Raw genomic sequence first — 21011 nt, 5'->3', positions numbered from 1 at the left:
CCGCTGCTCATCATCGCGGGCGCGGGGACGGGCAAGACCACCGTCATCACCCGCCGGATCGCCCACCTGATCGCTACCCGGCGCGCGCGTCCCTCCGAGATCCTCGCGCTGACGTTCACGGACAAGGCGGCGATCGAGATGGAGGAGCGGGTCGACACCCTCGTTCCCTACGGCTACGCCGATGTGCAGATCTCGACCTTCCACGCGTTCGGCGACCACCTGATTCGCGAGAACGCCCTCGAGCTGGGACTCACGCCCGACTTCCGCGTGCTCACCCGGGCCGAGCAGGTCATCTTCCTGCGCGACCATCTCTTCGAGTTCCCTCTCCAGCACTACCGGCCGCTCGGCGATCCGACCCGCCATCTTCAGGCCATCCTGACCCAGTTCAGCCGGCTCAAGGACGAAGACGTGGGGCCCGACGAGTACCTGGCCCACGCCGAGGGGCTGCGGGCCGCCGCCACCGACGACGAGAGCCGCCTGCATGCCGAGCAGCACCTGGAGCTGGCGCGGACCTACGCGCAGTACCAGACCCTGATGGCGCGCCGGGGGCAGGTGGACTTCGGCGATCAGATCGTCGAGGCGCTGCGTCTGCTGCGCAGCCGCGCCCACGTGCGGCGGCGCTACCAGGAGCGGTTCCGGCACATCCTGGTCGACGAGTTCCAGGACACCAACTACGCCCAGTTCGAGCTGGTCAAGCTGCTGGCCGCCCGTCATCGCAACGTGGGGGTGGTGGGCGACGACGACCAGGCCATCTTCCGGTTCCGCGGGGCGTCGATGAGCAACATCCTCGACTTCGACCGCAGCTATCCGGACGCGCGGCAGGTCGTGCTCCTGGAAAATCGTCGATCGCCCCAGGCGGTACTCGACTCGGCGTATCGCCTGATCCAGCACAACAACCCCGACCGCCTGGAAGTCGCGCAGAAGATCGACAAGCGCCTGGTCTCGACGGTGGGCACCGGGGTCGCGCCCCAGCACCTGGCCTTCGACACCGTCTCCACCGAGAGCGACCAGGTGGCCGAGATGATCCGCGAGGAGCACGAGGCGGGCCGGCCCTACCGCGACTTTGCGATCCTCGTGCGGGCCAACCACGACGCCGATCACTATCTGCGCGCCCTCAACATGCGCGGCATCCCGTGGACCTTCTCGGGCAACGCCGGGTTGTACGGCCGCCCGGAGGTGCGTCTGCTCATCGCGTTCCTCCGGTCGGTGGCGCACCCGGACGATTCGGTCAGCCTGCACTACCTGGCCTCGTCGGACATCTACCAGGTGCCGATCGTCGACCTCACCAAGTGCGCCACCTACGCCGATCGCCGGCACCGCTGGCTGTTCGACGTGCTGCGGGCGGTGCCCTCGGAGGTGAAGCTGAGCGAGGAGGGCGCGGGCGCGATCGGCCGGCTCATCGCGGACCTGCAGCGCTACATGGAGCTGGCCCGCGAGCATCCCACCGGGGAGGTGCTCTACCAGTTCCTGGTCGACTCCGGCCTCATGACCCGTTACGCCAAGGCCCCGGCCGAGCTGGAGCAGGAGGTGCAGAACGTCAGCAAGTTCTTCACGCGGGTGAAGGACGCGGCGCGCGTGCTGAAGTACGACAACGTGCGCGAGTTCGTGAACCACCTCGACGCGCTGGTCGAGGCGGGCGACGATCCGGCGGTGGCCGAGGCGGACACCGAGACCCCGGCCGTGCACGTGCTGACCGTGCACAAGTCCAAGGGCCTCGAGTGGCCGGTCGTGTTCATGGTGGACTGCGCGCAGAACCGGTTCCCGTCCACGCGCCGCTCCGATCCCATCGAGATCCCGTCCGGTCTCATCAAGGACCTGCTGCCCACCGGCGACTTCCACGAGCAGGAGGAGCGCCGTCTCTTCTACGTCGGCATGACGCGCGCCAAGGAGCGGCTCTATCTCACCAGCGCGGAGGACATGGGCGGCAAGCGCAAGTGGAAGGTGAGCCAGTTCGTGCTGGAAGCCCTCGACCTCCCGAAGGACGCGGCGCGGCCGTTCCGGGCCCGCGCCATCGAGCAGCTACGCCGGTTGGCCCCGCCGCCCGAGGCCCCGGGGCTCGGGCTCACGCCCATGGCCGACGACGAGGCCCTCGCGGTCAGCCATCGCCAGGTGGACGACTACCAGACGTGCCCGCTCAAGTACCAGTACATCCACATCCTGCGCATCCCGCTTCGGCAGCATCACTCGGTGGTCTACGGCAACGCGCTGCACAAGGCGGTCGAGTTCTACCTGCGCCGCCGCGCCGTCGGCAACTTCACCGCGCTCGAGGATCTCCTGCTCGCCTTCGACGACGCCTGGCGGAACGAGGGCTTCCTCACCCGCGAGCACGAGGAGCAGCGCAAGCGCGCGGGCGTGGCCGCGCTCACCCGCTTCTATCACGAGGAGGAGGCCTCGGGGGAGAAGCCCACCGAGGTGGAGCGCGAGTTCGGCTTCAACCTCGAAATGAATCGGGGGCTCAACCGCGTGCGGGGCCGCTTCGACCGGGTGGACGAGACGCCGCAGGGCCTGGTCATCGTCGACTACAAGTCGAGCGACGTCACCGACCAGAAGAAGGCCGACCAGCGCGCGAAGGAGAGTCTCCAGCTGAAGATCTACGCGCTGGCCCAGCACGAGGCGACCGGCCGGCTGCCCGCGCGGGTGGAGCTGCGCTTCCTGGAATCCGGCCTCACCGGCCGCCACACGCCGACCGCCGAGGACCTGGCCATCGCGCGCGAGGCCATCGCGGCGGCGGCCCACGGCATCCGTCAACGGCGCTTCGAGGCCACCCCCGACTACCAGGCCTGTCGCTACTGCCCCTACAACCAGATCTGCCCGAGCACCGCGACCCAGGAGTGAACCAGAGATCCCTCTCCCCGCCGGGGAGGGGGCCGGCGGAGGGAGAAGACATGAAGCTCAAGGCGAACGGCATCGAGATCAACTACGAGATCGAAGGCGACGGCCCGCTGGTGACCTTCAGCCACTCGCTCGCCTGCAACCTGTCCATGTGGGACGAGCAGGTCCGCGCGCTCCAGGGTCGCTACCGCGTGCTGCGTTACGACACGCGCGGCCACGGCCAGACCAGCGCCCCCGAAGGGGCCTACACGCTCGATCAGCTCTCCGACGACCTCAAGGGGCTGCTGGACGGCCTCGGCATCGGCGCCACCCACTTCGTGGGGCTGTCGATGGGCGGGATGATCGGCCAGGTCTTCGCGCTCAAGCATCCCGCCATGGTGCAGAGCCTCGCGCTCTGCGACACCACCAGCCGCTACCCGGCCGGCGCCGCCGCGATCTGGGAGGACCGCATCAAGACGGTCGGCGCCAAGGGCATGGAGCCGATGGTCGCGCCCACGCTCGAGCGGTGGTTCACCCCGCCCTTCCGCGCCCGTCACAAGGACCTGATGGAGCGGGTGGGCGCGATGATCCGGAGCACGCCCGCCGCCGGGTACGTCGGCTGCTGCCACGCGCTGCCCAAGATCAACGTCACCGACCGGCTGCGCGACGTGCGCTGCCCGGCGCTGGTGATCGTGGGCGAGGACGATCCGGGCACGCCGGTCGGCATGGCGCGGGACATCCACGCGGCGCTGCCCGCCGCCGACCTGGCGGTGCTCTGCCGGGCCTCGCACCTCTCCAATCTCGAGCAGCCCGAGGAGTTCAATCGCGCGCTGGGCAGCTTCCTCGACAAGCTGAGCGGCCGCGTGAAGCTCTAGGAATCTGGTCCGCGTCATGCCCCCGGCCCGTTCTGCGGCGGCCGTCGTCAGGCAGATCCGTCTCTGGGCGGGCCTCGTGCTGTTCACCTATCTCACCACGCACTTCCTCAACCACGCGCTCGGCCTCGTCTCGGTCGATGCGATGCTGGCCGGCCGCGAGTGGTTCGTGCTCCTCTGGCGAAGCCGGCTCGGCACCCTCGCCCTCTATACCGCGTTCACCGTCCATCTCCTGCTCGCCTACTGGTCTCTCTACCGCCGCCGCACCCTGCGCATGCCCGCGTGGGAAGCGACGCAGCTCATTCTCGGCCTGATCATTCCGCTCCTGCTCGTGTCGCACGTGGTCGGGACGCGCCTGGCCCACGAGTTCGCGGGCACGCGGGACAGCTACGGGCTGGTGCTCCTCGTCCTCTGGACCCTCGACCCGGTCGCGGGCTGGCGCCAGGCGATCGTGCTCGTCATCGCCTGGCTGCACGGATGCGTGGGCCTGCACTTCTGGCTCCGGCTGCGGGCCTGGTATCGCCGGTACGCGTGGCCGATCTACAGCGGGGCCCTGCTCCTGCCCGTGCTCGCGCTCCTGGGTTTCGCGGGGGGTGGGCGTGAGATCGGGCGACGCGCCGAGAACCCGGCCTACGTGACGGAGGTGATGGCGGCCGCGCGGCGGCCCAACGCGGAGCAGCGCCTGGTGCTGGGACGCGTCTCCGACTCCATCTTCTGGGGGCACCTCGGGATGATCGCCCTGGTGCTGGCCGCGCGGGCCGTCCGCGAGCATCTCCGGCGACGCCAGGGCGTGCGCATCACGTATCCGGACGGCCGCGAGGTGCTGGTGCCCGTCGGCTTCACGATCCTGGAGGCGAGCCGCTTCGCGGGCATTCCCCACGCCTCGGTGTGCGGCGGCCGCGGCCGCTGCTCGACCTGCCGCGTGCGGGTGATCCGCGGCGCGGAGTCGCTGCCCCCGGCCAGCGTCGACGAGCTGCGCGTGCTCGGGCGGGTGGGCGCGCCCGCTCACGTGCGACTGGCCTGCCAGGTGCGTCCGCCCCGCGACGTCTCGGTGGCGCCGCTCGTGACCCCGGGAGCGGGGCCGGCTGCCGCGGTGGGCGGCCCGGCGGGCGACCACCGGGAGGGCGAAGAGCTCACCATCGCGGTGCTGTTCGCCGATCTGCGGGGCTTCACCCGACTGGCCGAGCGCAAGCTGCCGTACGACGTGGTGTTCATCCTGAACCGCTACTTCGAGGCGGTCGGCGGCGCCATCACCGACGTGGGCGGCATCGTCAACCAGTTCACCGGCGACGGGGTGATGGCCCTGTTCGGCGTCGACGTCGGCGCCGAGGAAGGCTGCCGGCAGGCCGTCCGCGCCGCGGCGGCCATGGTCGCGCGCCTGCGCGAGCTGAGCCTGACCCTCGCCGACGACCTGACCACGCCGCTGCGTCTGGGCGTCGGGATCCACGCCGGGCCCGCGGTGGTGGGCCGCATGGGCTACGCGACCACCACGTACCTGACCGCGGTGGGCGATACCGTGCATGTGGCCGCGCGGCTCGAGGCGCTGACGAAGGAGTACGGCGCCGAGCTCGTGCTGTCGGAGGAAGTCGCGACGCGCGCCGGGCTCGACGTGTCCGATCACGCGCGCCACGAGCTGACCGTGCGCAACCGCGAGGCCCCGCTCGCCGTTCTCGTCGCGCCGAGCGCGGCGCGCCTGGCCGAGCGGCTCGGCCGTGGCGGTGCTACAGTCGATGCGGGAGCGGGGAGATCGATCGCATGAGCGGTCACGGCCACACCGCGGGCGCGCCGGAGCCGACGGCGCCCGAGCCGTCCTTCGCCGAGCAGGCGCGGACGCTCCTGCACCTGGGCCGCACCGGGACGCTCGGCACGCTGTCGCGGCGTCACCCGGGGCATCCGTTCGTCTCGGTCATGCCCTACGCGCCGGACGAGCGGGGCCGCCCGCTCTTCCTGATCAGCACGCTCGCCATGCACACGCAGAATCTCGAGGCGGATCCGCGCGCGAGCCTGCTGGTGGCGCAGCCCGGCGACGATCCGCTGGCGCTCGCGCGGGTGACATTGATGGGGCGGGGCCGCCGGCTCACCGCCGCGGACCGCGCCGGCGCGCGGGAGGCGTATCTGGCCCGGCACCCCAACGCGATCCACTGGGTGGACTTCGACGACTTCGCGTTCTGGCGCCTGGACCTGAGCGACGTCTATTTCGTCGGCGGATTCGGGGCGATGGACTGGCTGACCGTGGCCGGCTACGAGGCGGCGAGGCCCGATCCGCTGGCCGAGTCCGGCCCCGGAATCATCGAGCACATGAATCGCGACCACGCGGACGCGCTGATCCTCTACGCGCGGGTGCTCGGCGGTCTGTCCGCCGAGGCGGCGGAGATGGTCGCGGTCGACCGCCTCGGATTCAAGCTGCGCGTCCGCACCGACGACGGCCTGCACGGCCGGCGCATCGGCTTCCCGGCCGAGGTCACCACCGCCGAGGCGTGCCGCGTCGTCCTGATCGAGATGCTGGCCGGATGTCGCCGCGCCTCGTGATCCGCCCCTTGCGAACGACCCGTCGCTGACGTATCTAGAGCGCAAAGGAGACCCGCCATGGCACGTTACGTCAAGGTCGCCGCCGCCCAGATGGGCCCCAACAACGAGGGGACGAGCCGGGAAGAGATCGTCGAGCGGATGCTGGCCCTGCTGGAGCAGGCGGTGGTCGAGGGCGTCGAGATCCTGGCCTACCCGGAGATGGCCCTCACGACCTACTTTCCGAAGCGGGTGCGGGACGACTTCGATCAGTTCTTCGAGACCGAGATGCCGCCCAAGGCGCTGGCCCCGCTGCTCCAGCGGGCGCGCGAGGCCCGCATCGCCTGCCACGTCGGCTTCTGCGAGAAGGACCAGGGCCGCTATTTCAACACCGCCCTGCTGACCGACGAGTCCGGCCAGCTCGCCGGCACGTTCAGGAAGATTCATCTGCCGGGGACGAAGCAGCCCGACGGCCACGCGCAGGTCTACGAGCCGCACTTCTTCGAGTCCGGCGACAGCGGCTACCGCGTCTTCGACGCGGCCGGGACCAAGGTCGGCATCGCGATCTGCCAGGATCGCCGCTTTCCGGAATCCTACCGGAGCCTCGGCCTGCTGGGCGCCGAGATCGTGCTGATCGGCTACAACACGCCGCTGTCGCCGCTGGCCCTCGACCTCAACGAGCTGTGCCTGCGGGCCGGCGCCTACCAGAACAACCTGTTCGTGGTCGGCATCGCCAAGGCCGGCGTCGAGGACGGCATGGAGCTGATCGGGGGCTCCTGCATCGTGAATCCGATGGGGCAGGTGGTCGCCAAGGCGGCCACCACCGGCGACGAGCTGATCGCGGCCCGGATCGACCTCGACCAGATGGTCCCGGCCCGCAAGCGCTGGGACTTCCTCGGCCGCCGCCACCCCGAGCACTACGGCCTCCTGACCCAGCCCACCAAGAAGGGCGCCTTCCCCCGATGAGCGCTTGCGCGAAGAGGCCCAACCGCGAAGCGTCGTCTTCCACCGGAGGGCAAGACGAAATGAGCGCTTGCGCGAAGAGGCCCAACCGCGAAGCGTCGTCTTCCACCGGAGAGCAAGACGAAATGAGCGCTTGCGCGAAGAGGCCCAACCGCGAAGCGTCGTCTTCCACCGGAGGCCGCTAGAAATGGCCGCAAATCACGTCGACCTGATCGTCCGCGGGGGGCGCGTCGTGACTCCGACGGAGGTGCTGGAGACCGCGGTGGCGGTGAGCGGCGGCAAGATCGTCGCGCTGGGCGCCGAGTCGATGCTGCCGCCGGCCGAGCGCACCATCGACGCCACCGGCAAGTACGTGCTGCCCGGGCTGATCGACTGCCACGTGCACCTCGGCGCGGTCTACGACGACTGGCACACCGGGCCGGTGGCCGCCGCGCACGCCGGCCTGACCACCGTGCTGTCGTTCGTCGAATACGACGATCAGGCGCGCGAGACGCTGCCCCGGGCCCTCAAGCGCCTGCGTGACGAGGCCTCGCAGCAATCAGTGCTCGACTTCGGATTCCACTTCATCCTGAACAACCAGCCCTACATCCTGGACGGGCTGCCGGAAGCGTTCGAGCAGGGCGTGACCTCGTTCAAGATCTTCATGACCTACAAGCGCCGGCCGAACCGCATGTGCTCCGACGAGTTCATCGCGCAGGTCATGGAGCGCATCGCGGCCCTGGGCGGCGTCTGCCAGCTACACTGCGAGAACGGCGACATCCTCTACCACCTGGAGAACAAGTCGATCGCGGCGGGCAAGGTGAAGCCGACCGACTTCCCGGCCACGTGCCCGCCGTGGACCGAGGAGGAGGCGATCAATCGCGCCATCCTCATCGGGGAGATGACGAAGTGCCCGGTCTACGTCGTCCACCTCTCGACCCGGCTCGGGCTGGAGCGGATCAAGGCCGCGCAGGCGCGCGGGCAGCGCGTGTGGACCGAGACGTGCCCGCAGTACATGCTGCTCACCGACAAGGAGATGGAGGCCTGGGGCCCGCTGGCCAAGATCGGTCCGCCGCTCCGGCCGGCCGGCGGTGGAGACGGTGACGCGCTGTGGGGCGGCAGCCGCGAGGGCTACATCGCCACGGTAGCGAGCGATCACTCGCCGCGGCGCAAGGCGTTGAAGGAGCCGGGCTGGAAGAACATCTTCGTCGACGACAAGGGCGGCCCGATCCCGTTCGGCAGCCCGTCCATCGAGACGCTGGTGCCCCTCATGTGGAGCGAGGGCGTGGTCCGACGCGGGCTGCCGGTGACCTGGCTGGCCCGGGTGATGGCCGAGAATCCGGCTCGCATCTTCGGGCTCTATCCTCGGAAAGGCGCCATCCGGGTCGGGGCGGATGCGGACCTGACCATCATCGACCCGGAAGTGGACGGGACGATCCAGGTCGCCGACCATCATGGCATCGCGGGCTGGACGCTCTACGAGGGGTGGAAGTCGCGCGGACGGCCCTGGATGACGGTGCTGCGCGGACAGGTGCTGCTCAATCAGGGCCGGCTCGAGCAGAAGCCGGGCTACGGACAGTTTCTCGTGCGGACGGGGCCGGTGGCGCCCATCGCGGGCACCGCCGGGTAGGGCGCCGTCGCGCATGGACTACCTCGACCGGCTGTCGCGCCTCGTCGTCGACACGACCCTCGAGAGCCTGCCCGAAGCGGCGGTGCGGGCGGCGCGCCTCGTGTTGCTCGACACCATCGGCGCCATGGTAGCCGGCAGCGCGCTGCCCGAGAACCGTCGCCTCGCCGAGTCCATGCACGAGCGCGGATCGCGCGCGGCGGCCACCCTGATCGGCCATGGCGGTCGTGTCGACCCGCTCCTGGCCACGTTCGCGAACGCGACCGCGGGCGTCGCGCTCGAGGTCGACGAGGGCAGCCGGCTCGGCGGAGGCCACCCGGCCATCCACGTGGCCCCGGCCGCGCTGGCGGTCGCGGAGGACGTCGGCGCCGACGGGCGGCGGCTCCTCGAGAGCCTCATCACGGGCTACGAGATCTGCTCGCGCCTCGGCAGCGCGACCACCCCGCGCTCCAACGTCCATTCTCATGGAACCTGGGGAACGATCGGCACCGCCGTCGCGGTGGCCAAGCTGGCCGGCCTCGACGAGACCGGGGTGCGGTCGGTCATCAACCTCTCGGCCAGCATGAGCCCGGCCAACACCTGGACCACCGCCCTCGAGGGCGCGACGATCCGCAACGCCTATCCGGGACGGTCGGGGCTCGACGGCATCCTGGCGGTGGATCTGCATCGCGCAGGGTTCACCGGGCTGCCCGACGCGCCCAGCGACGTGTACGGCACGATCCTGGCCGACCGCTTCGAGCCCGAGCGCGCGCTGGAGGGCCTCGGCGGCCCGCTGCGCATCGAGCAGAACTACTTCAAGCTCTACGCCTGCTGCCGCTACAACCACTTCGCGCTGGACGCCTTGCTGCCGATGGCTCGCGCCGGTCGAGTGCGGGCCGCCGACGTCGAGCGCGTGATCGTGACCACGATCCCGTTCGGCCCGCGCATGGCCCGCCCCGATCCGACGTCGATGCTCGGCGCCAAGTTTTCGATCCCGTATGCGGTGGCGGCCGCGCTGACCCTCGGGCGAGCGGATGTCTCCGCCTTCGTCGAGCCCGCCCTCGACGATCCGGCCATCCGTGATCTCGCCGCGCGCGTGGAGGTTCGGGCCGACCCCGACATGTCCCCGCGCCGCGCCGACCGGCCGACCGCGCGGGTGGAGATGACGCTCAAGGACGGCCGCGTGCTCACCGGCATGACCAGCGTGGTCCGCGGCGACTTCGAGAATCCAGTGCCGGCCGCCGAGGTGGTGGAGAAGTTCCTCGCATTGGCGTCCGCGCCGCTCGGCGAGGGCCGCGCCCGCGAGGCGGCTCGCCTCGCCGGGCAGGTCGATACCGTGAAGGACGTGCGCGACCTGACCGCGCTGCTCGCGCCGCCGTCGTAGCTCCCCGCAAGGTCCCGTGTATCGCAAGGTAGGCGCTGACCGGGGTCCGGGAGCACCTCTACGCTCTCGGCCTGGGGGAGTGCCATGGACGTCGAAGTGACCCGCCGCCAGTTCATGACCGACGAGTACCTGAAAATCATCGACGCCCAGATCTTCGATCGGGACGATCACGTCGAGCTCGTCGAGGGTGACGTTCTCGAGATGGCTCCGGTCGGGCGCTCGCATGCCTCACGGTGCTTCGTCCGGGAGAAGCGGCCCGTCGTCGGGCGTGGGCGACACCGGCCGACGTGTTGCTCGTCGTCGAGGTGTCGGAGACGTCGCTGCGGCGCGATCGCGACATCAAGCTGCCGATCTATGCGCGGGCGGGCATCGCCGAGGCATGGATCGTCGACGTCCGAGGCGAGCGCATCCTGGTCCATCGGCCCGCGTGGCGGCGAATACGAGTCGGTGCTGGAGGTCGCTCGCGACGGGGTCGTCGCGCCGGCCGCGTTCCCCGATCTCCGGGTGGCGGTGGACGAGGTCTTTCGCTGGGCTCCCGCCGAATCGCGGTTCAGTAGTCCTTCGGGTCGCGCAGGCCGCGCCCGTCCGACTCACGGTTCCCTTCGGCCCCCGCCTGAGCGTAGTATGTCCCCGCCATGGCCGAGGACAAGTTCCAGCAAGCCGAGGTGGCCGATCTGCTCGGCGTGATCGAGCGCCTGGCCGGCGAGCTCTCGCTCTCCGAGGAGCCCGCCCGCTTCATCGCCGCCCTCGACGACGCCGCGCCCGCCGCGCACGGGACGTCCGCGGCCCGGGGGAGTGCGGGGGCCATTTCCGGGCCCCCGCATTAGACAGAAGAGCGGGTCGCCCGATCTCCCGACGACCGCAGCCCAAGGCCCCGCCAGACCATGTTCACCCTCGCGGCCCTCGCGCGCGCGATCCGAGCCGGCAAGATCTCACCGGTCGAGGCCACGCGCCAGTGCCTGGACCGTATCGCCCGGCTCGACGGTCGCCTCCGGGCCTTCATCACGGTGGACGGCGACCGTGCGGTGGCTGCCGCCCGCGAGCGGGAAAGCGAGCAGAACCGCGGGGTGTGGCGCGGGCCTCTTCATGGCGTGCCGCTGGCGTTCAAGGATCTCTGCTTCATCCGCGGCCTGCCCACCTCGTGCGGCACGAAGATCGCGGACTACTTCCGCGCCGACCAGGACTGCACGGCGGTCACGCGCCTGGTCGATGCGGGCGCGGTGACGCTCGGCAAGCTCAACATGACCGAGCTGGCGATGGGCGCCTTCGGCGACAATCCCCACCACGGCCCGGCCCGCAATCCGTGGGGCCTCGAGCGCTGCCCGGGCGGCTCGTCGAGCGGATCGGGCGTTGCGGTGGCCGCGGGGCTCGCGGCAGGAGCCCTCGGCACCGATACCGGCGGATCCATCCGTCTGCCCTCGGCCGCCTGCGGGATCACCGGGCTCAAGCCGACCTACGGGCGGGTGAGCCGCGCCGGCGCCATGGCGCTGTCCTGGTCGAACGATCACATCGGCCCGATGGCCCGGACCGCCGAGGACTGCGCGCTCATGCTCGGGGCGATCGCCGGCCCGGATCCGCGGGACGCGACGGCGAGCCCGCGGCGGGTGCCCGACTACCTCGCGCCGCTCGCCACGCCGGTGAGCGGGCTACGCATCGGCGTGCCCGAGAACTATTTCTTCGAGAACCTCGATCCCGAGATGGAAACGGGGGTGCGCGCGGCGCTCGACGTCCTGCGGAGCCTCGGCGCGCGGGTCGAGGACGTCCGGTTCCCCGATCCGCAGACGATGAGCGACGTCACGAACATCGTCTCGCGGAGCGAGGCCACCGCGCTGCACGGCCATCTCGTGCGCGAGCGGCCGCAGGATCTCGGACCCTTCACGCGCACCCGCCTCGAGCTGGGCCAGCGCATCCCGGCTTACGACTACCTGCAGGCGCTGCGGCTGCGGGCGCGTCTGGCTCGGGCCTTCTCGGAGAGCGTCTGGAGCCGCGTGGACCTCGTGGCCGCTCCGGTCATTCCCGAGCCGGCGCCGCCGCTCGAGGCCGCGCTCGACGGATCGGTCGAGGAGATCACGGTGCGACAGGGCCGCTTTTCCCGGTTCACGCGGCCGTTCAACGGTCTGGGCCTGCCCGCGCTGAGCCTGCCCTGCGGCTTCTCGCGTGCCGGCCTGCCGCTCGCCTTTCAGATCGTCGGCCGGCCGTTCGACGAGGCCACCGTCCTCCGCGCCGGCCACGCCTACCAGACCGTCACCGACTGGCACACGCGCAGCCCGCGGCTGGACTGACGCGGCCGGGCGTTAGATCGCCGCACCCCTACTTCGAATACACGAGCTGCAGGCGATAGAAGCCCAGCGTGATCGGCTCGGCCGCGCCGCGGCGGGTGAGGGCGTCGGTGCCGAGCAGGTCGCGGCACATCGCGGCCATGGCCGCGTGGTCGATCCCCTCGATCAGGAGGACCCACCGCACCAGCGCGTCGGGCGTCGCGAGGAGTTTCTTCTCATCGCTGACCGCGGCGGTGCTCACGCCGGCGTCGCCTTCCAGCAGGTGAGTGGCGACGATGGTCGGGTGCTCGCCGGCCGACCGCAGCGCGGTGCCGGTGAGCCACGCGCGTAGCTCCTCCTCGCGACCCGCCGCGGGCCCCAGCTCGAGCGTGGCGATCACGCCGCCCAGCCCGGCCCCCTTGCTCTCCACCACGCGACACGCCGTGCGCTTGTTGTTGCGCACCACCGGCATGGTCCGCTTCGTCCACGGGGTCGGGTCGGCGAGCCGCGCCAGGTAGGCCGGGCTCTGCAGCGTGTCCACCGATTCGGTCTCGTAGAAGTAGAAGTACCGGGGCGGGTCGCCCAGCGTCGTGTAGCGACGCGCACGCAGGAAGCCGGGCACCGCGACCCGCTCCGGGATGTGCTCGCGGAGGTGCCACTGGTCGAATTCTCCGTCGGAGCCGGCCGCGACGTCGTGCCAGAACGCGAGGACACCCTGTCCGGCCATCGTCATGGCGGCGAAGGTAATGCCCGGGGGCCCTTCCGTCAAGGGAAGACCGAGCGCGCGGGTAGGCTACACTCATGGCCATGGCCGAGCCCTCGGAGACGACGTCCTCCGCCGCGCCCGGCGGCCTGCTGCGGAGCCTCCTGGGCAGCATGCGCCTGGCCTATCTCCCCGTCCTCGTCACCTACTTCTGCTACGGCGCGAGCGGCATCACCAGCATCGCGCTGCTCTACTTCCAGAAGGACGCTCTCGGGATCACGCCGGCCGAGGCCGCCGGCATCGCCTTCTGGGTGGCCCTGCCGTGGAGCACCAAGATGGTGGCGGGCGTGGCCTCCGACGTGTACCCGATCCTGGGCAGCCGCCGCGTCGCGTACATGCTGGTGGGGGCGCTCCTCACCTTCGCGGGTTACGCGTGGCTCGCGACCACCGCGTCGTCCAGGGTCACGTACCTCGCCGCGATGGTGCTCATCGCGGTGGGCTTCATGGTGCAGGACGTGGTCGCCGACGCGCTCAGCGTGGAGGTGGCGCGGAACGACGAGGAGATCAAGCAGGTCCAGACGCTGGGCCGCATGGCCCTCCTGGTCGGCTCGATCAGCGTGGGATACCTGAGCGGATGGCTGGCCGGGGTGCTCGGGCCGCGTCCGGTGTTCGCGATCGCGGTGGTGCTGCCGGTGCTGGTCGCGGTGTCCACCTGGTTCGTGCCCCGGCTGCCGGTGGCGCCGGCGCCCTCCGACGCGAGCAATCCGCTCGGCGCGGGCAAGGCGCGGCTCGTGGTCGCGGTCGGGCTGGGCTACGCGGCGCTCGGGGTGGTGCTGGAGGCCCTCTCGGTGCCGTTCGCGCAGGAGATCATCCTGGTGGTCTCGGGCGCGCTGATCGTGATGCTGTTCAACCGCGTGGGGATCTCCCGGTCGGTCGCGGTGGCCGCCTTCGCGATCTTCTGCTTCCGCGCGGTGCCGGGCGCGGGGCAGGGATTCAGCTACTGGGCGATCGATCACCTGGGCTTCGATCACGAGTTCCTGGGCGTGCTCGCGCAGGTGAGCGCGGTGCTGAGCCTGCTGGGCCTCATCGTGTTCCGCAAGCCGATCACCCACCGGCCGGTGAGCTACACCCTCTTCTGGGTCACGATCGTGGGCTCGGTGCTCTATCTGCCGACCATCGGGCTCTTCTACGGCGTCAACGACTGGTTCGGGCTCAGCCCGCGCATGTTCGCGTTCATCGACACCACGATCGCGGCCCCGCTCGGCCAGCTCAGCATGGTGCCGATGCTCGCCCTCATCGCGCGCACCGCGCCCCGGGGCGCGGAGGCGACCATGTTCGCGATCATGGCCTCGCTGATGAACCTCGCGCTGTCCGCGAGCGAGCTGTTCACCCGCTACCTCAACTCGTTCTTCGCGGTCACCCAGCAGGACTATTCCGGGCTGGGGCGCCTGCTCATCTCGGTCGGGGTGATCGGGCTGCTGCCCCTGCTCGCGCTGCCGCTGCTCCGGCGCGAAGAGGTCGAGCCGCCGGCGTCCGAAGCGGTGGCCCGCGTCCCGGCCGGCTCGGCTTGACCCTCGGAGGGTGCGTGATAGTGTGTCCCCCGTCATGGCGGTGACCGCCCCCTCCCGCGCCCCTCGGCCCTCGATTCTCCGGCTGCTGGAGCGGGACGAGCGCCTGTTCGCGGTGCTCCTCGCGGTGGTGATGGTGGGCGGACTGGCGACGCTCGGCCTGGTTCCGCTGCGCCCGCGGCATCGCGTCGACGTCTACGCCCTGATCATCTGGTTCGCCCTCTACAAGGCCGGCATCCTCGCGCTGGTCACGGTCAACCCGTCGGCTACCCGTCGCATCTTCACCGGTGCGCTCGGCATCGACCTGCTGCTCGTCTTCTCGCTGCTGTACCTGACCGGCGGCGGCGACAGCCCGTTCGTGAACCTGTTCTTCCCGCTGGTGGCGATCAACGCCTACTATTTCGGTCGCTGGGTGGGCTTGCTCCTGACCGTGGTGGCCGGTCTGCTCTACTGGGCCGCCGCGCGACTGGCTCCGCCCGACGTGACCTGGACCGGGGTGGCGATTCTCATGGGCCAGCTGGGGCTGCCCGCCTTCGCGCTGGGACACGTGGCCGACCGCGAGCGCCGCGCGCGCGCCGAGGTCGAGCGGCTCAACGCGGAGGTCACCGGCACCCTCACGCGGCTGCAGGCCGCCCAGGAAGAGCTGGTCGAGGCCGAGCGCATGGCCACGGTGGGGCGCCTCTCGCTGAAGGTCGCGCACGAGGTGCGCAATCCGATCGCGGCCATCGAGCTGAACGCCGAGCTGCTGGGCGAGATGGTCCACGGCCGCGTGAGCGAGGACGGTACCGAGGCCAGCGCGCTGGTCACCGCCATCCGCGAGCAGGTGGTGGCGCTCGACGCGCTCACCGAGGAGTACCTGGCCTTCGCCCGGTTCCCGCGCCCGCAGTTCGAGGAGGACTCGGTGAACGACATGGTGACCGCGGTCGCCGAGTTCGTCCGGCCGCTCGCCTCGCGCCAGCACGTCGAGGTCCAGGTGAGCACCGATCCGACGGTGCCGCCGATGGAGATCGACCGGACGCTGCTGCGGCAGGCCGTGCTCAATCTCGTGAAGAACGGGCTGGAAGCGCTCTCCCAGGGCGGCGTGCTGACCCTGACCACCCGCCACCTCGACGAGACGGTGGAGATCGTGATCGCCGACACCGGCCCGGGTATCGGCCCCGAGGTGGGCCGTCGCCTCTTCGAGCAGTTCTTCACGACCAAGCCACAGGGCACCGGCCTCGGGCTGGCCATCACCCGTCAGATCGTCGAGGAGCACGGGGGCAAGATCCGCTGGAGCAGCACGCCCGGAGAGGGCGCCACCTTCATCATGTCCCTGCCGCTCAAGAAGGCCGCGCATGTCTGACCCCGCCCTCGCGACCCTGCTGGTGGCCGACGACGATCCGGCGGTGCGCCAGAGCCTCGAGCGCGCGCTGACCCGCGAGGGCTACGCAGTCGTCCTCGCCCCCGACGGGCAATCGGCGCTCGAGCGCCTGCAGTCCGGCGGGGTGGATCTGATCCTCTCCGACCTCAAGATGCCCGGGCTGACCGGTCTCGAATTGCTCCGGGAGGCCAAGGCGGTGGCGCCCGACGTCGACGTGATCCTGCTCACCGCGTTCGGCACCGTGGAGGAAGCGGTGAAGGCGATGAAGGACGGCGCCACCGACTTCCTGACCAAGCCATTCCAGCGCGCCCAGCTCACCAAGGTCGTCCGTCAGGCGCTCGAGCGTCGCGACCTGATCGCCCAGAACCGCGCCCTGCAGAAGCGCCTGGACGACCTGCTCCGGCAGGGCAACATGATCGGCACGAGCCCCGCGTTCCGCCGCCTCATGACGCTGGTGCAGCAGGTGGCGGACAGCTCGGCCACCGTGCTCATCCAGGGGGAGAGCGGCACCGGCAAGGAGCTGGTCGCGCGCGCCATCCACGAGCGGTCGAGCCGGCGCGACGGCCGGTTCATCGCGGTCAACTGCGCGGCCCTCCCGGAGACCCTGCTCGAGTCGGAGCTGTTCGGCTACGAGAAGGGGGCGTTCACCGGAGCGGCCGGGCGGAAGGAGGGCCGCTTCGAGCTGGCCGACGGCGGCACGCTGTTCCTCGACGAGATCGCGGATCTCTCGCCGGTCACCCAGCCCAAGATCCTGCGCGTGCTGCAGGAGGGCGAGTTCGAGCGGGTCGGCGGGACGCGGTCCCTGCGCGTCGACGTGCGCATCGTCACCGCCACGAACCAGGATCTGGCCGCCCTCGTACGGGACAAGCGCTTCCGCGAGGATCTCTTCTACCGCCTGAACGTCATCACCATCCAGGTGCCACCGCTCCGGGACAAGCGCGAGGACGTGCCGGTGCTGGCCCAGCACTTCCTCCGGGTCTACGCGGCCAAGAACAACCGACCGCTGGACGGCTTCACCGACGAGGCGCTCGGGTGCCTGGAGGCATATGCCTGGCCGGGTAACGTGCGGGAGCTGGAGAACGTGGTGGAGCGCGCGGTGGTGCTCGCCCGGGGCTCTCGGATCGAGGCGGGCGATCTGCCGGACGCGGTGCGGGAGCGCTCGGTGATGGTCCTGCGCGCGGACCCCGGCGCGCCCGCCGAGGGCGCCGGCGCGGTGCCCGAGGGCGTGTTCCAGATCCGGGTGGGCACGCCACTGGCCGAGGTCGCGCAGCGTCTCCTCGAGGAGACGCTGCGCATGAACCACGGCAACAAGACGCTCACCGCCAAGATGCTCGGCATCGATCCCAAGACCGTCTTTCGCAAGCTCAAGCACGGCGAGGCCGACGACGCGACCTCCGGCGACAGCGGCGAGCGGTCGTCCTCCCGCTGAGCCGGTGGCCTTCGAGGCCCTCCGCTACGACGTGGCCGACGGCGTCGGGACCGTCATCCTGAACCGGCCCGACAAGCTCAACGCGCTCGACACCGTGATGCTGGAGGAGCTGCTCGCGGTGCTGGAGCAAGCGGATGCCGACGATGGAGTCCGCGCGCTGATCGTCACCGGCGCCGGGCGGGCCTTCTGCGCGGGCGCGGACCTCTCGGGCGGCAGCAAGACGTTCGACCGGGTGGCGCGTGGGCGCGGTGAGGCGCCGGGCGCGCATCGCGACGGCGGCGGCCGCGTCACCCTGCGCATCTTCGACATGAAAAAGCCGCTCATCGCCGCGATCAACGGCCCCGCGGTGGGCTTCGGCATCACGATGACGCTGCCCATGGACATCCGCCTGGCGTCGACCGCGGCCCGCATCGGCTTCGTGTTCAGCCGGCGCGGCGTGGTGCCGGAGGCGGCGAGCACCTGGTTCCTGCCCCGGCTGGTGGGACCGAGCCAGGCCGCGGAGTGGGTCTACACCGGGCGCGTGTTCTCGGCGGAGGAGGCCCAGCAGGGTCGCCTCGTGAGCCGGGTGGTCCCGCCCGACCGGCTGCTGCCGGTGGCCCGCGAGCTGGCCCTCGAGATCGCGCAGAACACCTCCGCGATCTCGGTGGCGCTGGCGCGGCAGATGATGTGGCGACTCCTCGGCGCCGACCACCCGATGGAGGCGCACCGGCTCGACTCCAGATGCATGGACTGGACGGGCCGCTCCGCGGACGCCCACGAGGGCGTCACCGCCTTCCTGGAGAAGCGGCCCGCGCGCTTCACGCTGCGCCCCAGCGCCGACATGCCGCCGTTCTACCCCTGGTGGCGCGAGCGCTCCTTCGACCCCTGAGCCGGCCGCGCCGGTGACCGCCCGTCCGCTCGCCGGCACGGCGCTGCTGTGCCTCGTCGTCTTCTCGAGCACGATCTGCGTCGGCGCATTCGGTCCGCTCCTGCCCGAGATCGCCCGCGCGCAGGGGCTGCCCGACTGGGAGCTCGGCATCCTCGCCGGCTCGTTCGGCTTCGCGCGCATGGCCGCCGACCTGCCGGTGGGCGCGCTCGCCATGCGCCGGCTCGGCACCGCGCTCGCCCTCGCCCCGATCGCGCTGCTCGCCGGCATGCTGCTGCTCGCCACCGCGGGACCGCTGCCGGTGCTCGTGCTGGGCCGACTCCTCACCGGGCTCGCGCACACGCTGGTCATGGTCGGCAGCCTCACCGCGGTGCTCCAGGACCCGCACGGGCGGCGGGCATCGATCCGGCTGAACACGCTGGAGTTCTCCGGCATGCTCGGCGTTCTCGGCGGCCTCGTGCTGGTCGGGCTGTTGCCGGCGCGCTGGCCCTGGAACGTCTCGCTGCTGGTGGCCGCCTCCCCGGTGGTCCTGGCGCTGGGCGCGACCCTCGCACTGGTCCGCTACTACCCGTCGCGGCTCGGGGCGACCCCGCCGGCCGCGGCGGTGATGACGACGCGCGAGCGCGTGATGCCCGCGCGGAGCGGGCCGGTCCCGCCGATCGTTCGCCTGATGTTCGCGCTCGGCGTGATCATGGCGCTCGCCTGGTCCGCGGTGAGCCAGTTCGTCATCCCGCTCCGCGGCACCCGTGAATTCGGGCTCGACCGGGCCGGGATCTCCGGGCTGCTGTCGCTGGCCCAGATCCTCGACCTCGCGGTGCTGCTGCCGGTGGGCTGGCTCGCCGATCGCGTCGGACGGCCGCCGGTGCTGGTGGGCGTCGCCGCCGTGCTCGGGGTCGGGCTCTTCACGGTGGGGCTGGGCTCGCTGCCGCTGATGGTGCTGGGCTGTGCGCTCTTCGGCCTCGGCATGGCGGGATGGATGCTGCCGCTGGGCGTGATCCGGGAGCACACCCACGTGTCGAGGCTCGGCTGGCGGACCGGCGTCTATCGGGTCGGGGTGGACGGCGCGATCTTCCTGGGTCCGCTCGTGTGCGGCGCGCTCGGCGAGGCGCACACCCCCATCTTCATCGGCCTGGTCGGCGTGGCGTCGTTCGCGATTGCGGCGCGACTGCTGCGCGCCTAGCCGGAACACCCTCACGCTACGGTCTTACCTGAGAGGAGAGGGTATACTGCGTGCGCCATGACGGATCGGCTCCTGCAGGCGATGGCGCAGTCCGCCGCGCGCGCATACGACGGCGAGCGTGTCTCCGAGCTTCAGCACGCCCTGCAATGCGCCGAGCTGGCCCGGGCCGGCGGCGCCGACGAGCAGCTGGTGCTCGCGTGCCTTCTCCACGACGTCGGCCGCTTCGCGGTGGATCAGGCGCTGGTCGCCGATCGGATGGGCGCTGCGCGCGGACGGGGACGCGGCCATCACGAGGTCGGCGCCGAGCTGATCGCCCCCTTCGTGCCGGAGCGCGTGGCCTGGCTCGTGCGCATGCACGCCGACGCCAAGCGCTACCTCTGCACCACCGAGGCCGGCTATCACGCGACGCTGTCGCCCGTCTCGCAGCACACCCTCACCCTGCAGGGCGGCCTGATGACGCCCGACGAGGTCGCCCGTCACGCCGCGCATCCGTGGCTCGCCGATGCTCTGCGGCTTCGCCGCTGGGACGACCAGGCGAAGGTCGTCGGGCAGGTCACGCGTCCGCTCGAGGCGTGGGAGCCGCTGCTCCGGACCTACTTCAAGTGATCCACGACCCGCCGCTGTTGCCGCCGTTCGTCGAGCGGTTCGCGTCGCTCACCGAGGTGAAGTTCAGCGGGCCCCGCTCGAGCTTTCACGGCTGCTTCGGCTGCGGGCCGCAGCACGAGATCGGGCTGCGCGTCCGCACCTTCAGCGCGGGCGACGAGGTGCTGGCCCCCATCGTGGTGCCCCGCCGCTTCGAGGGGCCGCCCGGCGCGGCCCACGGCGGCATCGTGGCCGCGTATCTCGACGAGGTGCTGGCGGGAGCCGCGGTCAACCACTCGGGCCAGCTCTACGTGACCGGCGAGCTGAGCGTGCGCTACGTGAAGGGCACGCCGATCGAGCGGCCGCTGCTGGGGCGGGGCCGGGCGGTGCGGGATTCCGGCAAGTACCTCGATCTCGAAGCGGTGATCGAGGACTGGGGAACGCAGGAGGTGGTGGCGCGCGCCACCGGGCGGTTCTTCCCGATCCGGAGCGACGCGCGCGGCTAGGAGTCGCGCTTGAACTTCTGGAACGACCGCATCACCCGGGGCGGGTCGAGGAACTGGCCGTAGCCGGTGTAGGAGACCTCGCCCACGTAGACGTCGCCGCGCGAATCCACCACGAGCCCGTGCGGGGCGATGAACTCGCCGGGCGTCTCGCTCGCGAACTGGCCGCCGAAGCGCGCGATTCGTTGCCCCTTGGCGTCGAGCACGCTGACCCGCGGCCCCAGATTCGGCGTCTTCTCGGTGACCGGCATGCCCGAGCCCAGCTCGCCCACGAAGAAGAGGCCGCCCGGCCGGTCCGCGAAGAGGCCGCAGGGGCGGTGGAGGTTGTTCCACTGGCCCTGGTACCGGCCCTTGCCGTCGAAGATCTGCACGCGGTGGTTCTCGCGATCGGCCACGTAGACCATGCCGTCGCGATCCGTCACCAGGTTGTGGGGCAGGTTGAA

At 71.1% G+C, this 21011-nt stretch carries 18 protein-coding genes; 16 read left to right on the top strand and 2 right to left on the bottom strand.

Features of this window, described 5'->3' with window-relative positions; translation table 11 throughout:
* The 9 genes from VKN16_22730 to VKN16_22690 form a co-directional block, all read left to right on the top strand.
* The coding region (locus tag VKN16_22730; GenBank protein HME97028.1) for an ATP-dependent DNA helicase at positions 1-2835 on the top strand (2835 nt) is incomplete at its 5' end.
* Positions 2836-2885: 50 nt separating this feature from the next.
* Positions 2886-3686 carry a 3-oxoadipate enol-lactonase gene (gene pcaD / locus VKN16_22725; protein ID HME97027.1) on the top strand — a complete coding sequence of 267 codons (801 nt, stop codon included), beginning with the start codon at positions 2886-2888 and terminating at the stop codon, positions 3684-3686.
* 16 nt (positions 3687-3702) lie between these two features.
* Positions 3703-5442 carry an adenylate/guanylate cyclase domain-containing protein gene (locus VKN16_22720; protein HME97026.1) on the top strand — a complete coding sequence of 580 codons (1740 nt, stop codon included), beginning with the start codon at positions 3703-3705 and terminating at the stop codon, positions 5440-5442.
* Positions 5439-6212 carry a DUF2470 domain-containing protein gene (locus tag VKN16_22715; protein HME97025.1) on the top strand — a complete coding sequence of 258 codons (774 nt, stop codon included), beginning with the start codon at positions 5439-5441 and terminating at the stop codon, positions 6210-6212. The genes VKN16_22720 and VKN16_22715 overlap by 4 nt, the downstream gene beginning before the upstream one ends.
* A gap of 57 nt (positions 6213-6269) precedes the next feature.
* Entirely contained in the window at positions 6270-7154 is an 885-nt protein-coding gene (locus VKN16_22710) for a nitrilase-related carbon-nitrogen hydrolase (protein ID HME97024.1), read from the top strand.
* 184 nt (positions 7155-7338) lie between these two features.
* Positions 7339-8760, top strand: coding sequence for an amidohydrolase family protein (locus VKN16_22705; protein HME97023.1), 1422 nt, complete (start codon positions 7339-7341; stop codon positions 8758-8760).
* A 13-nt stretch (positions 8761-8773) separates the two neighbouring features.
* A complete protein-coding gene (locus tag VKN16_22700; protein HME97022.1) occupies positions 8774-10120 on the top strand; it encodes an MmgE/PrpD family protein in 1347 nt (448 codons plus the stop codon).
* A 635-nt stretch (positions 10121-10755) separates the two neighbouring features.
* The gene (locus tag VKN16_22695) at positions 10756-10947 is read left to right on the top strand and encodes a hypothetical protein (protein HME97021.1); all 192 of its coding nucleotides are present in this window, start codon (positions 10756-10758) and stop codon (positions 10945-10947) included.
* Between the two features lie 57 nt (positions 10948-11004).
* Positions 11005-12402, top strand: coding sequence for an amidase (locus VKN16_22690; protein ID HME97020.1), 1398 nt, complete (start codon positions 11005-11007; stop codon positions 12400-12402).
* A gap of 28 nt (positions 12403-12430) precedes the next feature.
* On the opposite strand, the gene VKN16_22685 is transcribed toward VKN16_22690, so the two are convergent.
* The gene (locus VKN16_22685) at positions 12431-13111 is read right to left on the bottom strand and encodes a hypothetical protein (GenBank protein ID HME97019.1); all 681 of its coding nucleotides are present in this window, start codon (positions 13109-13111) and stop codon (positions 12431-12433) included.
* 68 nt (positions 13112-13179) lie between these two features.
* On the opposite strand from VKN16_22685, the gene VKN16_22680 reads away from it, so the two are divergent.
* The 7 genes from VKN16_22680 to VKN16_22650 are packed head-to-tail and all read left to right on the top strand — an operon-like array spanning position 13180 to position 20571.
* A complete protein-coding gene (locus VKN16_22680) occupies positions 13180-14652 on the top strand; it encodes an MFS transporter (protein HME97018.1) in 1473 nt (490 codons plus the stop codon).
* Between the two features lie 34 nt (positions 14653-14686).
* Positions 14687-15991, top strand: a complete 1305-nt coding sequence (locus VKN16_22675; protein ID HME97017.1) for an ATP-binding protein — start codon at positions 14687-14689, stop codon at positions 15989-15991.
* Positions 15984-17438, top strand: coding sequence for a sigma-54 dependent transcriptional regulator (locus VKN16_22670; GenBank protein ID HME97016.1), 1455 nt, complete (start codon positions 15984-15986; stop codon positions 17436-17438). Before VKN16_22675 ends, VKN16_22670 begins: the two co-directional genes overlap by 8 nt.
* Before the next feature lie 4 nt (positions 17439-17442).
* Entirely contained in the window at positions 17443-18306 is an 864-nt protein-coding gene (locus VKN16_22665) for a crotonase/enoyl-CoA hydratase family protein (GenBank protein HME97015.1), read from the top strand.
* A 13-nt stretch (positions 18307-18319) separates the two neighbouring features.
* The gene (locus VKN16_22660; GenBank protein HME97014.1) at positions 18320-19483 is read left to right on the top strand and encodes an MFS transporter; all 1164 of its coding nucleotides are present in this window, start codon (positions 18320-18322) and stop codon (positions 19481-19483) included.
* Positions 19484-19540: 57 nt separating this feature from the next.
* Complete coding sequence (locus VKN16_22655; protein HME97013.1) at positions 19541-20089, top strand: HD domain-containing protein; 549 nt, start codon at positions 19541-19543, stop codon at positions 20087-20089.
* Complete coding sequence (locus tag VKN16_22650) at positions 20086-20571, top strand: PaaI family thioesterase (GenBank protein ID HME97012.1); 486 nt, start codon at positions 20086-20088, stop codon at positions 20569-20571. The genes VKN16_22655 and VKN16_22650 overlap by 4 nt, the downstream gene beginning before the upstream one ends.
* Here the strand turns inward: VKN16_22650 and VKN16_22645 are convergent.
* On the bottom strand, positions 20568-21011 hold a 444-nt coding region (locus tag VKN16_22645; GenBank protein ID HME97011.1), incomplete at its 5' end, for a hypothetical protein. The genes VKN16_22650 and VKN16_22645 overlap by 4 nt on opposite strands.

The organism is Candidatus Methylomirabilota bacterium, assembly GCA_035315345.1.
Lineage (GTDB): Bacteria > Methylomirabilota > Methylomirabilia > Rokubacteriales > CSP1-6 > CAMLFJ01.
This window is presented reverse-complemented; position numbering and strand designations above follow the sequence as displayed.

Coding starts and splice junctions, on each gene's coding strand:
- VKN16_22685 (HME97019.1), bottom strand. CDS start 13,111: ATGACGATGGCCGGACAGGGTGTCCTCGCGTTCTGGCACGACGTCGCG.
- VKN16_22715 (HME97025.1), top strand. CDS start 5,439: ATGAGCGGTCACGGCCACACCGCGGGCGCGCCGGAGCCGACGGCGCCC.
- VKN16_22670 (HME97016.1), top strand. CDS start 15,984: ATGTCTGACCCCGCCCTCGCGACCCTGCTGGTGGCCGACGACGATCCG.
- VKN16_22695 (HME97021.1), top strand. CDS start 10,756: ATGGCCGAGGACAAGTTCCAGCAAGCCGAGGTGGCCGATCTGCTCGGC.
- VKN16_22705 (HME97023.1), top strand. CDS start 7,339: ATGGCCGCAAATCACGTCGACCTGATCGTCCGCGGGGGGCGCGTCGTG.
- VKN16_22675 (HME97017.1), top strand. CDS start 14,687: ATGGCGGTGACCGCCCCCTCCCGCGCCCCTCGGCCCTCGATTCTCCGG.
- VKN16_22690 (HME97020.1), top strand. CDS start 11,005: ATGTTCACCCTCGCGGCCCTCGCGCGCGCGATCCGAGCCGGCAAGATC.
- VKN16_22710 (HME97024.1), top strand. CDS start 6,270: ATGGCACGTTACGTCAAGGTCGCCGCCGCCCAGATGGGCCCCAACAAC.
- VKN16_22720 (HME97026.1), top strand. CDS start 3,703: ATGCCCCCGGCCCGTTCTGCGGCGGCCGTCGTCAGGCAGATCCGTCTC.
- VKN16_22680 (HME97018.1), top strand. CDS start 13,180: ATGGCCATGGCCGAGCCCTCGGAGACGACGTCCTCCGCCGCGCCCGGC.
- VKN16_22700 (HME97022.1), top strand. CDS start 8,774: ATGGACTACCTCGACCGGCTGTCGCGCCTCGTCGTCGACACGACCCTC.
- VKN16_22655 (HME97013.1), top strand. CDS start 19,541: ATGACGGATCGGCTCCTGCAGGCGATGGCGCAGTCCGCCGCGCGCGCA.
- pcaD (HME97027.1), top strand. CDS start 2,886: ATGAAGCTCAAGGCGAACGGCATCGAGATCAACTACGAGATCGAAGGC.